At 65.1% G+C, this 14,721-nt stretch carries 11 protein-coding genes, 1 other RNA gene and 2 pseudogenes; 6 read left to right on the forward strand and 8 right to left on the reverse strand.

The genetic code is table 11. The features are described from left to right. Nucleotides 1–66: 66 nt before the first annotated feature. The 8 genes and pseudogenes from ACSKB8_RS13930 to tkt form a co-directional block, all read right to left on the reverse strand. Nucleotides 67–859: pseudogene (locus tag ACSKB8_RS13930) on the reverse strand (inositol monophosphatase family protein). A gap of 83 nt (nt 860–942) precedes the next feature. Next, nucleotides 943–2,025 (reverse strand): HcpA family protein, encoded by a 1,083-nt coding sequence (locus ACSKB8_RS13935; protein ID WP_438104686.1) that lies wholly within the window; start codon nt 2,023–2,025, stop codon nt 943–945. Nucleotides 2,026–2,033: 8 nt separating this feature from the next. Then, the gene (locus ACSKB8_RS13940; RefSeq protein ID WP_438104688.1) at nt 2,034–2,708 is read right to left on the reverse strand and encodes a thiamine phosphate synthase; all 675 of its coding nucleotides are present in this window, start codon (nt 2,706–2,708) and stop codon (nt 2,034–2,036) included. Between the two features lie 3 nt (nt 2,709–2,711). Then, a complete protein-coding gene (locus ACSKB8_RS13945) occupies nt 2,712–3,737 on the reverse strand; it encodes a class I fructose-bisphosphate aldolase (RefSeq protein WP_438104690.1) in 1,026 nt (341 codons plus the stop codon). A gap of 280 nt (nt 3,738–4,017) precedes the next feature. Then, nucleotides 4,018–5,085, reverse strand: coding sequence for a class II fructose-bisphosphate aldolase (gene fba, locus ACSKB8_RS13950; RefSeq protein WP_438104692.1), 1,068 nt, complete (start codon nt 5,083–5,085; stop codon nt 4,018–4,020). 56 nt (nt 5,086–5,141) lie between these two features. Next, entirely contained in the window at nt 5,142–6,335 is a 1,194-nt protein-coding gene (locus ACSKB8_RS13955; protein ID WP_438104693.1) for a phosphoglycerate kinase, read from the reverse strand. A 167-nt stretch (nt 6,336–6,502) separates the two neighbouring features. After that, nucleotides 6,503–7,511: pseudogene (gene gap / locus ACSKB8_RS13960) on the reverse strand (type I glyceraldehyde-3-phosphate dehydrogenase). A gap of 148 nt (nt 7,512–7,659) precedes the next feature. Beyond that, nucleotides 7,660–9,675 carry a transketolase gene (gene tkt, locus ACSKB8_RS13965; protein ID WP_370990539.1) on the reverse strand — a complete coding sequence of 672 codons (2,016 nt, stop codon included), beginning with the start codon at nt 9,673–9,675 and terminating at the stop codon, nt 7,660–7,662. Nucleotides 9,676–9,974: 299 nt separating this feature from the next. Between tkt and ACSKB8_RS13970 the strand changes: the two genes are divergently transcribed. The 6 genes from ACSKB8_RS13970 to ACSKB8_RS13995 all read left to right on the forward strand — a co-directional run bounded on the left by ACSKB8_RS13970 (nt 9,975) and on the right by ACSKB8_RS13995 (nt 14,645). Further along, on the forward strand, nt 9,975–10,295 hold the full coding sequence (locus ACSKB8_RS13970) for a DUF4164 domain-containing protein (RefSeq protein ID WP_014439722.1): 321 nt from the start codon (nt 9,975–9,977) through the stop codon (nt 10,293–10,295). Continuing rightward, nucleotides 10,292–10,675: a cell division protein ZapA gene (locus ACSKB8_RS13975; RefSeq protein ID WP_091881461.1), complete on the forward strand. Its 384-nt coding sequence runs from the start codon at nt 10,292–10,294 to the stop codon at nt 10,673–10,675. The genes ACSKB8_RS13970 and ACSKB8_RS13975 overlap by 4 nt, the downstream gene beginning before the upstream one ends. Before the next feature lie 278 nt (nt 10,676–10,953). Continuing rightward, a non-coding RNA gene (gene ssrS, locus ACSKB8_RS13980) (6S RNA) lies at nt 10,954–11,114 on the forward strand. 172 nt (nt 11,115–11,286) lie between these two features. Beyond that, a complete protein-coding gene (locus tag ACSKB8_RS13985) occupies nt 11,287–11,883 on the forward strand; it encodes a 5-formyltetrahydrofolate cyclo-ligase (RefSeq protein ID WP_438104696.1) in 597 nt (198 codons plus the stop codon). Beyond that, entirely contained in the window at nt 11,861–12,685 is an 825-nt protein-coding gene (locus tag ACSKB8_RS13990) for a TIGR00282 family metallophosphoesterase (RefSeq protein ID WP_370990542.1), read from the forward strand. Before ACSKB8_RS13985 ends, ACSKB8_RS13990 begins: the two co-directional genes overlap by 23 nt. Before the next feature lie 358 nt (nt 12,686–13,043). Beyond that, on the forward strand, nt 13,044–14,645 hold the full coding sequence (locus ACSKB8_RS13995; RefSeq protein ID WP_438104698.1) for a hypothetical protein: 1,602 nt from the start codon (nt 13,044–13,046) through the stop codon (nt 14,643–14,645). The last annotated feature ends 76 nt before the right edge of the window (nt 14,646–14,721 follow it).

Below are 14,721 nucleotides of genomic sequence, written 5' to 3' on the forward strand. Positions count from 1 at the left end.
CCGCTCCAGTGCGCAATTGCGCACAAGGCGGGTGATGACAGCGGCATGCGGAGCGCGAGCCTTGCCTTACGCCGCCTTCCGCAAAATCTTCACCAACTCTCCGTGCACGAACTCGTTGCCGCACACCACGTGCCCCGTCGCCAGCGCATCGCCGGGCGTGTTGATGTCGCTCACTGTGCCGCCGGCTTCCTTCACCATGATCTGGCCGGCCGCGATGTCCCAGGGCGACAGATTCCGCTCCCGAATCGCCGTCGAGGCGGCCGGCGGCGACGAAGGCGAGGTCGAGCGAGGCGGCGCCGAAGCGGCGCAGGCCCGCGACGCGGTCCTGGATCGCCGTCATCTCGCGGCGAAATTCCTCGTGGTCGCCGCGGCCGATATGGGGCAGGCCGCAGGCCACCACGCATTCGTTGAGCTGGCGGCGGCCGGCCACGCGCAGCCGCTGGTCGTTGAGGAAGGCGCCCTTACCGCGCTCGGCGATGTAGAGCTCGTCATTGGCGGGGTTGTAGATTACGCCCGCGATCACGGTGCCCTCGCGCGCGAGGCCGATCGAGATCGCGAATTGCGGGATGCCGTGCAGGAAGTTGGTGGTGCCATCCAGGGGATCGACGATCCAGGTGTGGCTCTTGTCGCTGCCTTCGCGGGTGCCGCCCTCTTCGCCGATGAAGCCGTAGCCGGGCCGGGCCTTGGCGAGGTCCTGGTAGAGGATCTCCTCGGCGCGCTTGTCGGCGAGCGAGACGAAATTCGCCGGGCCCTTCAGCGAAACCTGGAGATGCTCGATCTCGCCGAGATCGCGCTTGAGGCTGCGGCCGGCGCGGCGCGCGGCCTTGACCATGACATTGATAGTTGCGGAGTACAGCATGAGCTCTGTCTTGATCGGGGGAAATGGCGCGAAATCACGCCTGTTTGAGGGATGGGGTGCCCTGCGAGGGCGCCAAGGTCAAGTCATTTGGTCCCGAGCCATTTCTTTGCGGCGGCTTCCGCCTTGGCCCGGTCCTCGGCCGGCAGATCGGACAATTGCTTGTCGAGCTCCGGGTCGCCTTTGCCGGCGGTCTTGGCCACCAGGTGCCATTTGAAGCCCTCGACCTTGTCCACGGCCGTGCCCATGCCGTTGATCAGCACCCAGGCCAGCCGGTTCTGCGCGATCGCGCTGCCCTGGCGCGATGCCTTGCGGAGCAACGCCACAGCGGCCGGCTGGTTCTTCGGCGTCCCGGTGCCGTTGAACAGCGCGATGGCGTATTCGACCTCGGCATCGACATTGTCGGCCAGCGTGGCGGCCTGGAGCAGCCGCACCGATCGCTCGGGATCCTTTGGCACGCCGGTGCCCTCCTTGTAGAAGGTCGCAAGCGCGTATTGCGCCTCGGGCAGGCCGGCATCGGCGGCCTGGCGCAACAGCTCGGCGGACCGCTTGACGTCCTGCGGCAGGGTCTGGCCGTCCAGGTAAAGCAGAGCGAGGTTATAGGCCGCCTTGGGCTCGCCCAGCTTGGCGGCGGAGGCCATCAGTTTCACCGCTTCGCCCTTGTCGACCGGGCCGCCGCGGCCCGACATGCGCAGCATGGCGAGCGCGAACATCGCCTCGCGGTCACCGGCATCCGCAGCGCGCTTGTACCATTCCTGCGCCTTGGCATAGTCGCGGCGGATGCCCATGGCGTTGGAATAGAGCTCGCCGAGCATGGTCATTGCCTTGGGATCGCCTCCTTGCGCGCGGGCGGTGGCGAGCTCGAACGCCGTCTTGTACTGGCCGCGCTGATAGGCGCCGAACACCAGATCGACGTTGGAATTGTCGGTCGGCGGCGCGGGGATCACGGTCGCGGCCGGGGCCGGCTTGGAGGAGGGGGCCGGCTTGGGCGAGGCCGAAGGCTTCGGCGCCGGTGCGGCCTCCTTCTTGTTGGTGAGCGCGTGCGGCTTGGGCTTCGGCTTCTCGGCGGGCGGGCTCGGCGTTGTGGCCGGCGGGGTGATCTGGAGCTGCGCGGCCGCGGGCGCCGTCAGCAGCAGCGTGGCCAAAATGGTGATGCGCGGGAGCTTCATGTCGGGCGCTAGCCGTGCTCCTGGCCAGCCGGCGCCGTCGCATGGGCCTTCTTGATTGCAGCATCGGCCTCGACCAGCGCGGCCTTGGGCCCGCGCGGATCGGCCCAGATGAACTCGCCGGCCAGCACGAAATCGGCGCCGCTGGCGGCGAAATCGTAGGCCTCCTCGAGCGAGGTGGCAAAGCCGACGCAGGGCGGCTCGAACAGCTCGGCCCACCAGTCCAGCCGCTCGGCGATCGCCTGCGACGACGGCCGCTGGCCGTTGGCGTCGGGCTCGCCGAACAGCACGTAGTCGGCGCCCATCTCGCCCGCGCTCATGGAATCGTGGCGCGTGGCGAGCCCGCCGACGCCGGCAATGCGATCCGGCTTGAGCGAGGGCACCGCCTCTTCCAGCGCGGCGAGGCCCGTGAGATGCGCACCATCGGCGCCGCCGCGCGCCACCAGTTCGGCATGGCCGTCGATCAGCAGCGCGGCGCCCGCCTTCTGCACCGGCGGCGCGAAGGCCTTGATGCGCGAGATCATCGTGCGCTGGTCGGTCTCCTTCAGCCGCAGCAGCACGGCCGCGACATCGGCAGAGGCGAGCAGCGCAGGCAGCTCGGCCACAAGAGAAGCGGGGTCATCGACGACCGGCGTCGCGAGATAGAGACGCGGCGCCGGGCGCGGCGGTGGCGGTTTGTTCGACAAGATCTAGGCTGCTTTCTTTTCCAGGCTGCTTTGCCATTCGCCCTTGGACGCGAGGCCGTTCATCCGCGCGCGGTGGCTGAAGGCACGCTGTCCGGCCGCGACGTTCTCGGCCTTGCCGGACCAGGCCTTCTGCGGCGCGGCTTGCAGCGCGCGGCCGTAGGAGAAGGTCAGGCCCCAGGGCAGCGGGCCGAGCTTGTGCATGGCGTTGAGATGCGCGGTCGCCTCCTCGTCGGACTGGCCGCCGGAGAGGAAGGCGATGCCCGGCACCGCCGCCGGCACGCAGGCCTTCAGCAGCCGGATCGTCTTCTCCGCGACTCCCTCGACGGAAGCCTGCTTCGCGCACTTCTTGCCTGAGATCGCCATGTTCGGCTTCAGCACCATGCCTTCGAGCGCGACGCGCTGCTCGCGCAATTCCTGGAACGTCTTGTTGAGCACGCGTTGCGTCACCTCATAGCAGCGCTCGATGTCGTGATCACCATCCATCAGCACCTCCGGCTCGACGATCGGCACAATCTGCGCGGCCTGGCACAGCGCGGCATAGCGCGCCAGCGCGTGCGCGTTGACGCTGATCGCCGTCATCGAGGGAATGCCGCTACCGATGTCGATCACCGCGCGCCATTTGGCGAAGCGCGCGCCGCGCTCGTAATATTTCTTCAACCGTTCAGCGAGCTTATCGAGCCCGACGGTCACGAGCTCGCCCGGGCACATCGGCAGGGCTTGGGTGCCTTCGTCGACCTTGATGCCGGGAATGGCGCCGGTCTCCTCGATCAGCCTGATCAGCGGCGTGCCGTCCTTGGCATCCTGCCAGATCGTCTCGTCATAGAGGATCACCCCGGAGATATACTGGCTCATGGCCTCCCTGGAGCGGAACAGCATCTCGCGATAGTCGCGGCGGTTCGCTTCGGTCAATTCGACGCCGATCGCGTCGAAGCGCTTCTTGATGGTGCCGGAGGATTCGTCGGCGGCGAGGATGCCCTTGCCGGGGGCGACCATGGCAGTCGCGATCCTGTTGAGCTCAGTCAGATTCATCGAGAGGTCCTCCCAAAACAATTCTGCCCTTGCCCGTGAAAATAGACCGTTCTCGGGCAATTGCCGAGTTAACGTTCGTCGCAGGGTAAAGGGGGGAGGCGGTTGGGTCCACACCTCTCCCATAGGGAGAGGTCGGCGCGAAGCGCCGGGTGGGGGGGGCGCCCTATCGAGGGACCTGAGCCCTCACCCGATTTGCTTGCGCAAATCGACCTCTCCCCAATGGGGAGAGGTGATCCGAGTTCGCGGAGGCAGGGGAAGATAGATCACGCCACCGCGATAGCTATGCGACGCGGGGGTCGAGCTCGCCCTTGGCGTAGCGCTTGGCCATTTCGGCGGTGGTCAGGACCTTCTTGATCTTCGAGGCCTGGCCGGCGGTATTGAACTCCTGGAGCCGCTGCTTGCACAGCTTGGTCATCGCCTCCATCGCCGGCTTCAGGTACTTGCGCGGATCGAACTCTTCCGGATTGTCCTTGAGCACTTTCCGGATCTGGCCAGTCATCGCCATGCGGTTGTCGGTGTCGATGTTGATCTTGCGCACGCCGTTCTTGATGCCGCGCTGGATCTCGGCGACCGGGACGCCCCAGGTCGGCTTCATCTTGCCGCCATAGGCGTTGATGATGTCCTGGAGGTCCTGCGGCACCGAGGACGAACCATGCATCACGAGATGCGTGTTCGGCAGCTTGCGGTGGATCTCCTCGATCACGTTCATGGCGAGGATGTCGCCGTCGGGCTTGCGGGTGAACTTGTAGGCACCGTGCGAGGTGCCCATCGCGATCGCAAGCGCGTCGACCCTGGTCTCCAGCACGAACTTCACCGCCTCGTCCGGATTGGTCAGCAGCTGGTCGTGGCTGAGCTTGCCTTCGGCACCGTGGCCGTCTTCCTTGTCGCCCATGCCGGTCTCGAGCGAGCCGAGCACGCCGAGTTCGCCTTCCACCGAGATGCCGCCGAGATGGGCCATGTCGGTCACGGTCTTGGTGACGCCGACATTGTAGCCCCAGTCGCCGGGGGTCTTGCCGTCGGCCTTGAGCGAGCCGTCCATCATCACCGAGGTGAAGCCGGACTGGATCGCGGTCATGCAGGTCGCCGGCTCGTTGCCGTGGTCGAGATGCACGCAGACCGGAATATGCGGATAGATCTCGGTCACCGCGTCCATCATGTGCTTGAGCATGACGTCGTTGGCGTAGGAGCGCGCACCGCGCGAGGCCTGGATGATGACGGGCGCGTCGACCTGGTTGGCCGCGTCCATGATCGCCAGCGCCTGCTCCATGTTGTTGATATTGAAGGCCGGTACGCCGTAATCGTTCTCCGCCGCGTGGTCGAGCAATTGACGTAACGTGATCCGAGCCATCTGTCTTTTTCTCCCGTTTGGGCCTGCAAGGCCGCTCAATGTTTGCCGACTTAAGCTTAACTGACGCGCAGCACCTCGACGCCGGGCAAGGGCTTGCCTTCCATCCATTCAAGGAACGCGCCACCGGCGGTCGAGACATAGGTGAAACTGCCGGCGACGCCGGCCTGGTTGAGCGCGGCGACGGTGTCGCCGCCACCGGCGATCGAGATCAGCTTCTTGTCCTTGGTGCGCTCGGCGGCGTGCCTGGCGGCCGCGACCGTGCCGCGATCGAACGGCTGCATCTCGAAGGCCCCGAGCGGTCCGTTCCAGACCAGCGTCGCGGCGTCGTCGATCGCGGCGTGGACGCGCGCGACCGATTGCGGGCCGACGTCGAGGATCATGCCGTCGGCGGGGATCGCGTCGAGCCCATAGGCGTGCGACGGCGCGTTGGCGGCGAAATGGTAGGCGACGGTGGCGTCGACGGGGAGGATGATCGCGCAGTTGGCGGCGCTCGCCTTCTCCATGATGCGCAGCGCGGTGGCGGCGAGATCCTTCTCGGCCAGCGACTTGCCGACCGCAACGCCCTGGGCGTGCAGGAAGGTGTTGGCCATGCCGCCGCCGATCACGAGCGCGTCGACCTTGTTCACGAGGTTTTCGAGCAGATCGATCTTGGTCGAGACTTTTGCGCCGCCGATGATCGCGATGACCGGCTTGGTCGGCGAGCCCAGCGCCTTCTCCAGCGCGTCGAGCTCGGCCTGCATGGTGCGGCCGGCATAGGCAGGCAGCTTGTGGCCGAGGCCCTCGGTCGAAGCATGGGCGCGATGCGCGGCCGAGAAGGCGTCATTGACCCAGATGTCGCCGAGCTTTGCCAGCTCCGCGACGAAGGCCGGATCGTTCTTTTCCTCTTCCTTGTGGAAGCGGGTGTTTTCCAGGCAGAGGATGTCGCCATCCTTCAAGCCGGCGACGGCCGTGGCCGCAGGCTCGCCGACGCAATCGTCCGCGAAGGCGACGGGCTTCTTCACGACCTTGGACAGCGCTTCCGCGACGGGCTTGAGCGAGTCCTTGGCATCGCGGCCCTTCGGCCGGCCGAAATGCGCGAGCAGGATGACCTTGCCGCCCTTGTCGGAGATCTCGCTGATGGTCGGTGCAACGCGCTCGAGCCGCGTTGCGTCACTGACGCGCCCATTCTCCATGGGTACGTTGAGGTCGACACGCAGCAATACGCGTTTGCCCTTCACGTCGACGTCGTCGAGGGTGCGGAATTTGGCCATGTCCTGAATCACTCGTTAGCTGGCGACGCTACGGCGCATCGCGCTCGGGTGGATCGCCTTCCTGCCTGGTCGTTATCTTGCCTCCCTGGCGCATACCGTACGCGATCAACGCGATCAGCAATATGGCGCCAGGGATGCCAATCCAGGCAGGAAGCATTGCGCTCCCCTTAGATCACCTTCGCGATCGCGACGGCGGTGTCCGCCATGCGGTTCGAGAAGCCCCACTCGTTGTCGTACCAGGACATCACGCGCACCAGCGTGCCGTTCTGCACCTTGGTCTGGTCCTCGTGGAAGGTCGAGGAGTGCGGATCGTGGTTGAAGTCGATCGAGACGTTGGGCGCGCTGGTGTAGCCGAGGATGCCCTTGAGCTGCTGCTCGGAGGCGCGCTTCATCGCCGCGTTGACCTCCTTGGCGTCGGTGGCGCGCTTGGCGACGATCTTGAGGTCCACGACCGAGACGTTCGGCGTCGGCACGCGGATCGCGACGCCGTCGAGCTTGCCCTTCAGCTCGGGCAGCACGAGGCCGATCGCCTTGGCGGCGCCGGTCGAGGTCGGGATCATCGACATCGCAGCCGCACGGCCGCGGTAGAGATCCTTGTGCAGCGTGTCCAGCGTCGGCTGGTCGCCGGTATAGGCATGGATCGTGGTCATGAAGCCGGTCTCGATGCCGACGAGATCGTTCAGCACCTTGGCGACCGGCGCGAGGCAGTTGGTGGTGCAGGAGCCGTTGGAGACGACCAGATGGTCCTTGGTCAGCGTGTCGTGGTTGACGCCGTAGACGATGGTGGCATCGGCGCCGTCGGCGGGCGCGGAGACCAGCACGCGCTTGGCGCCGGCGGTCAGATGCGCGGAGGCCTTGTCCTTCGAGGTGAAGATGCCGGTGCATTCCAGCGCGACATCGACGCCGAGATCCTTCCAAGGCAGCTTCGAAGGATCGCGCTCGGCGGTCACCTTGATCTTGCCGCTGCCGAGGCTGATCGAGTTCACCGTCGACGGTGACGGTGCCAGGGAAACGGCCATGGACGCTATCGAAACGGAGCAGATGGGCGTTGGTCTCGACCGGGCCGAGGTCGTTGATGCCGACGACCACGATGTCCTTGCGGCCTAACTCGGCGATAGCCCGCAGCACATTGCGGCCGATGCGACCAAAACCGTTAATTGCGACGCGGACTGCCATGTTTCGTCTCCTTCAATGACCGTTGTCATCCCGCACAACGCGCTTTGCGCGCCTGCGAGGGTTTTTTAGGGGCGGGCGCCCGGTTCGGCCGGGCGGTGCGTGATCATATGAGAGATTACGTAGTCCTTTTTTGCGGCAAGCTCAACTCTCAGGAAACGCGCTTCAGCACAGCGTTAACCGTGGCCTCGGTAGTAATGCCGAAATGCTTGTAAAGCTCCTTGGCAGGACCGCTTTCGCCGAAGGAATGCATGCCGATGAATTCGCCATCCTGGCCGATCACGGCATCCCAGCCCCAACGCACGGCGGCCTCGATCGCAATCTTCACCGGTGCGTTACCGATGATTGCGGCGCGTTTCGCCTCTGGTTGCGCTAACAACAGCTCGAGCGAAGGAACAGAAACCACCCGTGACGCGATGCCGCGCTCGGCGAGCTGCTTCTGGGCGGCGACCGCGATCTCGACCTCGGAGCCGGAGGCGAACAGCGTCACCTTGGCTTCGCCCTGGGCTGCGACCAGCTCATAGGCGCCGGCTGCGCAGGGATTGTCATTCGGTGCGGTGGTGCGGAGCTGCGGCAGGTTCTGGCGCGTCAGCGCCAGCACGGTCGGCCCGTCGATGCGGTTGAGCGCGAGCTCCCAGCACTCGGCGACCTCGATGGCATCGCAGGGACGGAACACGCGCATGTTGGGAATGGCGCGAAGCGCGGCGAGATGCTCGACCGGCTGATGGGTCGGACCGTCTTCGCCGAGACCGATGGAATCGTGCGTCATCACATAGACGACGCCGGAGCCCATCAGCGCGGCAAGGCGCATCGCGGGCCGGGCGTAGTCGGTGAACACCAGGAAGGTCGCGCCGTTCGGCGCGAAGCCGCCGTGCAGGAAGATGCCGTTCATCGCGGCGGCCATGCCGTGCTCGCGGATGCCGTAATGGATGAAGCGGCCCTTCGGCGTCTTGGCGGAGAAGGCGGTCGCCGACTTCGCCTTGTTGTTGTTGGAGCCGGTGAGGTCGGCGGAGCCGGCCAGGAATTCCATCGGCATCGCGGCCGCAATCGCCTCGATCGCCGCTTCCGACGATTTGCGGGTTGCGGCCGTCAGCGGCTTCTCCAGCAGTTCCTTCTTGTGCGCGCGCAGCGCCTTCGCCAGCGACGCCGGACGCTCATGGCGCAGGCGGCGCTCGAACTCGGCACGCTTGCGGCTGCCGAGCTCACCAAGCCGTCCTTCCCATTCCAGCCGCGCCACAGCGCCGCGGCTGCCGGCTGCGCGCCACGCCTTCAGCACGTCATCAGGCACGGAGAACGGCTCGAGCGAGATGCCGAGATTTTCCTTGGCGGCCTTGAGCTCGTCGGCCCCTAACGCCTCGCCGTGCACCTTCGACGTGCCGGCCTTATGCGGCGCGCCGAAACCGATGGTGGTGCGGCAGGCGATCAGCGTCGGCTTGTTCGATTTCTTCGCGCGCGTGATGGCATCAGCAATTGCAACCTTGTCTTGGCCGTCGATCTTCTCGGCGGCCCAGCCCGCGGACTTGAAGCGCTTCACCTGGTCGACGGAATCGGCGAGCGAGGTCGGGCCGTCGATCGAGATGCCGTTGTCGTCGTAGAGCACGATCAACTTGTTGAGCTTCCAGTGCCCGGCCATCGCGATCGCTTCCTGCGACACGCCTTCCATCAGGTCGCCGTCGGAGGCGAGCACATAAGTGTGGTGGTCGACGATCTTCTTGCCGAACTCGGCGGCCAGCATCTTCTCGGCCAGTGCCATGCCGACCGCGGTGGAGATGCCCTGGCCGAGCGGGCCGGTGGTGGTCTCGATGCCTTTGGTGCGGAAATTCTCGGGGTGTCCCGGGGTGAGCGAGTCGACCTGGCGGAACTGCTTGATCTGGTCCAGCGTCATCTCGGAATTGCCGGTCAGGTACAGCAGCGAATAGAGCAGCATCGAGCCGTGGCCGGCCGAGAGCACGAAGCGGTCGCGATCGGGCCAGGCGGGCGCGGCAGCGTCGAATTTCAGGAACTGCGTGAACAGCACCGTGGCGATGTCGGCCGCACCCATCGGCAGGCCCGGATGGCCCGATTTGGCCTTCTCGACGGCGTCCATCGAGAGCCCGCGGATCGCGTTGGCCATACGGGTGTGATCGACCTGCGTATTCGCCATACGGGTGGCATCGAACTGCATCATGATGAAAATCCGTCTGAAATGAGGTGCTTGATGGCCGTGCACGCCGCGCGGGGTCGAGCCTAGCGGCCACGGGAGCTGGGGCTGGATAGCATCTCGGTTTCGGGAGTCCAAGGCAATCAAACGCCGGTTTGGCCGCAAAAATTGCTTATCGGTGCATAGTTTCGCGGCGACGTTGCGCTGGGCTAGCTTGCCACGTAAATTTCTGCTTCTAACCGCTTGCCGAACCGAGTCTTTTGCCGGACGGCGAGCCCCAGGAATAAGGCCACTGGGGAAAGGCCATAGGTTCCGCCGCTGACTGCATGAACGATCGCGTGTCCAACAGCTCTGCCATGACGGAGTCATCCGCCGTCGAGATCGAGATCGCGACCCGCAGGCTCACGGCTGCGCTCGACGCGCTCGAAAGCGCGGTGGAGCGGCGGCGCGATGCCGATCGCGACGAGAACGAGCTCGCGGCACGGATTCAGGCGCTCGGCGCCGACCGCTCGCGCCTTGCCGACGAGCTCGACGGCGCGCTGGTGAAGGCGCGCAAGCTCGAGCGCACCAATCGTGAGATCTCCGACCGGCTGGATTCCGCAATCGTCACGATACGTTCGGTGCTCGATACCGGAGAGGACGGATGAGCCACATCAACGTCACCATCAACGGCCGGCAATACCGCATGGCCTGCGAGGAGGGCCAGGAGGTGCGGCTGCTCAAGCTCGCCGAAAGCCTGGAGACGCGCATCCAGTCGCTGCGCGGAAAATTCGGCGAGATCGGCGATGCACGGCTCACCGTGATGGCGGCGCTGACGGTGTGCGACGAGCTGGTCGACATCGGCAACCGCGTCCGCACCCTGGAGCAGGAGTTGACCGAGCTCAGGGATTTCCGCAACGCCGCCGTCGAGCGCGCCCGGATGACACAGACCGCAGTGGTGAACGCGCTGAACGCCGCCGCCGAACGCATCGAGAAGTCGACCCAGATCCTGAACCGCACCGTCGGCAACGGCATCGCGATCGGGTAGCGTCTACGGATCGCAGCTGGTTTGCTCGATGTGTCCGCGCGCCTTACCCTCCCCTGGAGGGGGAGGGTCGATCGCGCGTAGCGCGAGCGGGGTGGGGTGATCTCTCCACACGGACGCTGTTGGAGGTTGAGTGACCGCCACCCCACCCCGCTACGCATTTCGCTCAGCTGCATGCGTAGCGACCCTCCCCCTCCAGGGGAGGGTGGCACCGTGAGGGCGGCGAAAGCGAGGCTGCCGCCGGGCTGGCAATTCGTCAGTATCGTTGTTAGATTGCGCGAGCGAGGCTGCGACGTGCGTCAGGAGCCATATATCCCCGGGGCCTTATCGATCCTTTAGGGAACTGTCCCTGGCCGGGCCCGTGGGCCCGGACATATGGTGCCCACCTACTTTCGTAGGGAACTCCGGGATCGAGTGCTTCAACGGCGTACGCGGCTTCGCACTGTTTGCTTCTGGTTCGTGTCTGTCGAAATTACTGCGGCCAGTTCAGTAGGTGTCATGCCCCGGCTTGACCGGGGCATCCAGTACGCCGCGGCGTTCGAGTGTGAGCATCACCGCCTCTGGAATACTGGATCACCCGCATTCGCGGGTGATGACGTGGGGGACCAAAGCGCATGTCCAACTCCAAAGCCGAACTCCGTGCCAAAGCGCTGGCGGCGCGCGAGGCGCTGAGCGAGAAGAAGCGCACCACCGCCGCTGCAAAGCTCGCCAAGCGCGGGCTGCCGTTCAAGCTCCTGCCCGGCAGCATCGTCTCCGGCTATTCGCCGATCCGCAGCGAGATCGATCCGCTACCACTGATGAGAAAGCTCGCCGAGGAAGGCGCAAAGCTGGCGCTGCCTTGCGTCACCGCGCGCGGCCAGTCGCTGATCTTTCGTCTGTTTCATCCGAACGATCGCCTGATGCTCGGCCCGCTCGGCATTCCCGAGCCGTCGCCGGCAGCAAGCGAAATCATCCCCGACATCATGCTGACGCCGCTCGCCGCCTTCGACCGTCTCGGCCACCGGATCGGCTATGGTGCTGGGCATTACGATTTCACCTTCGCGCATTTGCGCAAAACCAAGCATATCGTCGGGATCGGGCTTGCCTTTGCAGCGCAGGAGATCGAGGCGGTTCCGGCACTATCGCACGACGTCGCGCTGGATTATGTGCTAACGGAATCGGACGTGTTCGATTTCCGGAGTTCTGAAGTTGCGCATTCTCTTCGTGGGTGACGTCGTCGGCCGTGCGGGACGCACCGCCATCGCCGACCATCTGCCCGGCATGGTCAAGGACTGGTCGCTCGATTTGGTCGTCGTCAACGGCGAGAATGCCGCCGGCGGCTTCGGCATCACGGAAGCGATCTATCAGGAGTTTCTCGACGCCGGCGCCGATGCGGTGACGCTCGGCAATCACTCCTGGGACCAGCGTGAAGCCTTGGTTTTCATCGAGCGCGCCGAGCGCCTGGTGCGGCCGGCGAACTATCCGCGCGGCACGCCGGGCCGCGGCGCCGCGCTGATCGAGACCAAGAACGGCAAGCATGCGCTCGTCGTCAACGCTTTGGGGCGCGTCTTCATGACCCCGTTCGACGATCCCTTCGCGGCGCTGGAGCGCGAACTCGGCGCCTGCCCGCTCGGCGTCGCGGCCGATGCCATCGTCGTCGACTTCCATTGCGAGGCGTCCAGCGAGAAGCAGGGCATCGGCTTCTTCTGCGACGGCCGCGCCAGCCTCGTCGTCGGCACACACACCCACGTGCCCACCGCCGACCACCAGATCCTGTCAGGCGGCACCGCCTACATGACCGATGCCGGCATGACCGGCGATTACGATTCCATCATCGGCATGCAGAAGGAAGAGCCGCTGCGCAGATTCACCTCGGGGATTCCCTCGGGTCGCTTCGAGCCGGCCGCGGGGACGGCGACGTTGAGCGCCGTCGCCGTGGAGACGGATGACGCGACGGGCCTCGCATTGCGGATCGCGCCGGTGCGCGTCGGCGGCAGGCTCGAGCCGACCACGCCGAAATTCTGGTTGAGTTAGGGCGCGTACTCATAGACTTGCGCTGCACTTCGTATGAGGTCTGCGTGCCTCCGGAGTGACCAGGCCTCAGCGCGTGGATCGCCGAGGAGCGTCTGCCAATATTCCGGCGGCAGATCGGCGTCCGTGAAATGGCGACTACGCTTCGCTATCCGCCTTACGATTTCGCTCACGCGCGGATGGAGCCTGACAGGCGTGCTTCCCTAATGCAATTTGTCCGCTCCTATTGACTCGCATCGCGAATGGGCAAATCCTTCCAACAACGCAATTGCCATCGCCAATTTCAGCACTACGAACTTCGGCGCCTCGGACTTTATCGGCGCTATCCGACTCAATTTTCTGAATAGAAACGGAGGGGCCGATGCGCGCGCTCGCCTTGAGAACCGTCTCTCTTCTTACCCTCACTATCCTGGGCTCGATCTCTGCCACGCCTGCCGCACGCGCGGAGGACGGGACCGACGAGCAGTTTGGCAAGGTTCACTTCCAGACCTCCTGCAACGAATTGGCGCAGCGCCGCTTTGACCGCGGGATGCGCTATCAGCACTCGTTCTGGTACCGGCCCGCGAAAGAGATTTTCGAGGAGACGTTGCAGGCCGATCCGGAATGCGCGATCGCCTATTGGGGGATTGCCCTGAGCCTGCTGTATAATCCGCATTTTCCCGCGCCGAAGGAAAACCTCACCGCGGGCCTCGCCGCGCTGCAGAAGGCCAAGGCACTCGGCGCCAAGAGCGAACGCGAACGCGACTATATCGATGCGCTGCTGGCCTTCTATTCGGGCGACGAAAAGACGACGTTTGGCCAACGCGCGCAGGCCTATCTCAAGGCAACCGAAGCCGTCGCCGCGCGCTATCCCGATGATGACGAGGCGCAGATCGCCTACGCCATTACGCTGAATGTCACGGCCTCACCAAACGACAAGACCTATGCTAACCAGCTCAAGGGCGCTGCCATCCTGGAGCCGATCTTCAAGCGGCAGCCGCGCCACCCCGGCGTCGCGCATTACCTGATCCACCTCTACGACTATCCGGCGATCGCCGAGCAAGGTCTCGACGCTGCCAAGCGCTATTCCGAGATCGCGCCGGCGGCGCCGCACGCTTTGCATATGCCGTCGCACATCTTCACGCGCGTCGGCTACTGGAACGAATCCATCGAGGCCAATAGCCGTTCCGCCAAGGCTGCCAAGGAGGGCAAGGACCCCAGCGAGCAGCTGCATGCCGACGACTATATGGTCTACGCCCTGCTCCAGCTTGCGCAGGACAGCCGAGCTCGCGACGTCATCGCGGACATGGTTGCGACCACGGGTTATGCGCCGGCCGTCCGCGCCGGTCCCTACGCGATAGCGGCCAGCCAGGCGCGCTATATGGTCGAGCGCGGCGATTGGAAGGGCGCCGCCGCGCTGAAGGTTGAGCCGAGCCGGTTTGCCTATGTCGATGCGATCACCTATTTCGCCCGCGCCCTTGGCGCCGCGCGCTCCGGCAATGCAGACGCCGCGACGGCTGATATCGCCAAGCTGGCGGAGCTGCGGGACAAGCTGCAGCAGGACAAGGATGCGTATTGGGCCGAGATCGTCGACATTCAGCGGCAGGTCGCCACAGCCTGGCAGCTCAATGCCCAGGGAAAACAGGCGGACGCGTTGGAAGCGATGCGCCTTGCCGCCGACGCCGAAGACAAGACCGAAAAATCCATCGTGACGCCGGGACCGCTTGCTCCGGCACGCGAGCTTTACGGGACCATGCTGCTCGAACGCAGCATGGCGACGGAGGCATTGGCCGCGTTTGAAAGCACCATGCGCAAGGAGCCGAACCGCTTTGGCGCGACGATCGGCGCCGCTCACGCCGCCGAGAAAGCGGGTGACGCCGTGAAGGCACGTCAGTACTACGCGAAAGTCGTCGACATGGCGCGCAATGGCGACTCCTCGCGCGAGGACCTCGCGGCCGCACGAAAGTTCATGGCTCAGAATTAGCAAAATGGCTGAGAATTAACAAAAGTGCCGTGGCAGCTTCATGCGCGTGACAAGCAAATTCGTTGCGATCGGCGTA

It is taken from the genome of Bradyrhizobium sp. BR 1432, from assembly GCF_051547705.1.
GTDB classification, from domain to species: Bacteria; Pseudomonadota; Alphaproteobacteria; order Rhizobiales; family Xanthobacteraceae; genus Bradyrhizobium; species Bradyrhizobium zhanjiangense.

Bases quoted from the DNA above. Each gene is read 5' to 3' on its own strand.
- ACSKB8_RS13935 (WP_438104686.1), bottom strand. From the start codon at position 2,025: ATGAAGCTCCCGCGCATCACCATTTTGGCCACGCTGCTGCTGACGGCG.
- ACSKB8_RS13945 (WP_438104690.1), bottom strand. From the start codon at position 3,737: ATGAATCTGACTGAGCTCAACAGGATCGCGACTGCCATGGTCGCCCCC.
- fba (WP_438104692.1), bottom strand. From the start codon at position 5,085: ATGGCTCGGATCACGTTACGTCAATTGCTCGACCACGCGGCGGAGAAC.
- ACSKB8_RS13955 (WP_438104693.1), bottom strand. From the start codon at position 6,335: ATGGCCAAATTCCGCACCCTCGACGACGTCGACGTGAAGGGCAAACGC.
- tkt (WP_370990539.1), bottom strand. From the start codon at position 9,675: ATGATGCAGTTCGATGCCACCCGTATGGCGAATACGCAGGTCGATCAC.
- ACSKB8_RS13970 (WP_014439722.1), top strand. From the start codon at position 9,975: ATGAACGATCGCGTGTCCAACAGCTCTGCCATGACGGAGTCATCCGCC.
- ACSKB8_RS13975 (WP_091881461.1), top strand. From the start codon at position 10,292: ATGAGCCACATCAACGTCACCATCAACGGCCGGCAATACCGCATGGCC.
- ACSKB8_RS13985 (WP_438104696.1), top strand. From the start codon at position 11,287: ATGTCCAACTCCAAAGCCGAACTCCGTGCCAAAGCGCTGGCGGCGCGC.
- ACSKB8_RS13995 (WP_438104698.1), top strand. From the start codon at position 13,044: ATGCGCGCGCTCGCCTTGAGAACCGTCTCTCTTCTTACCCTCACTATC.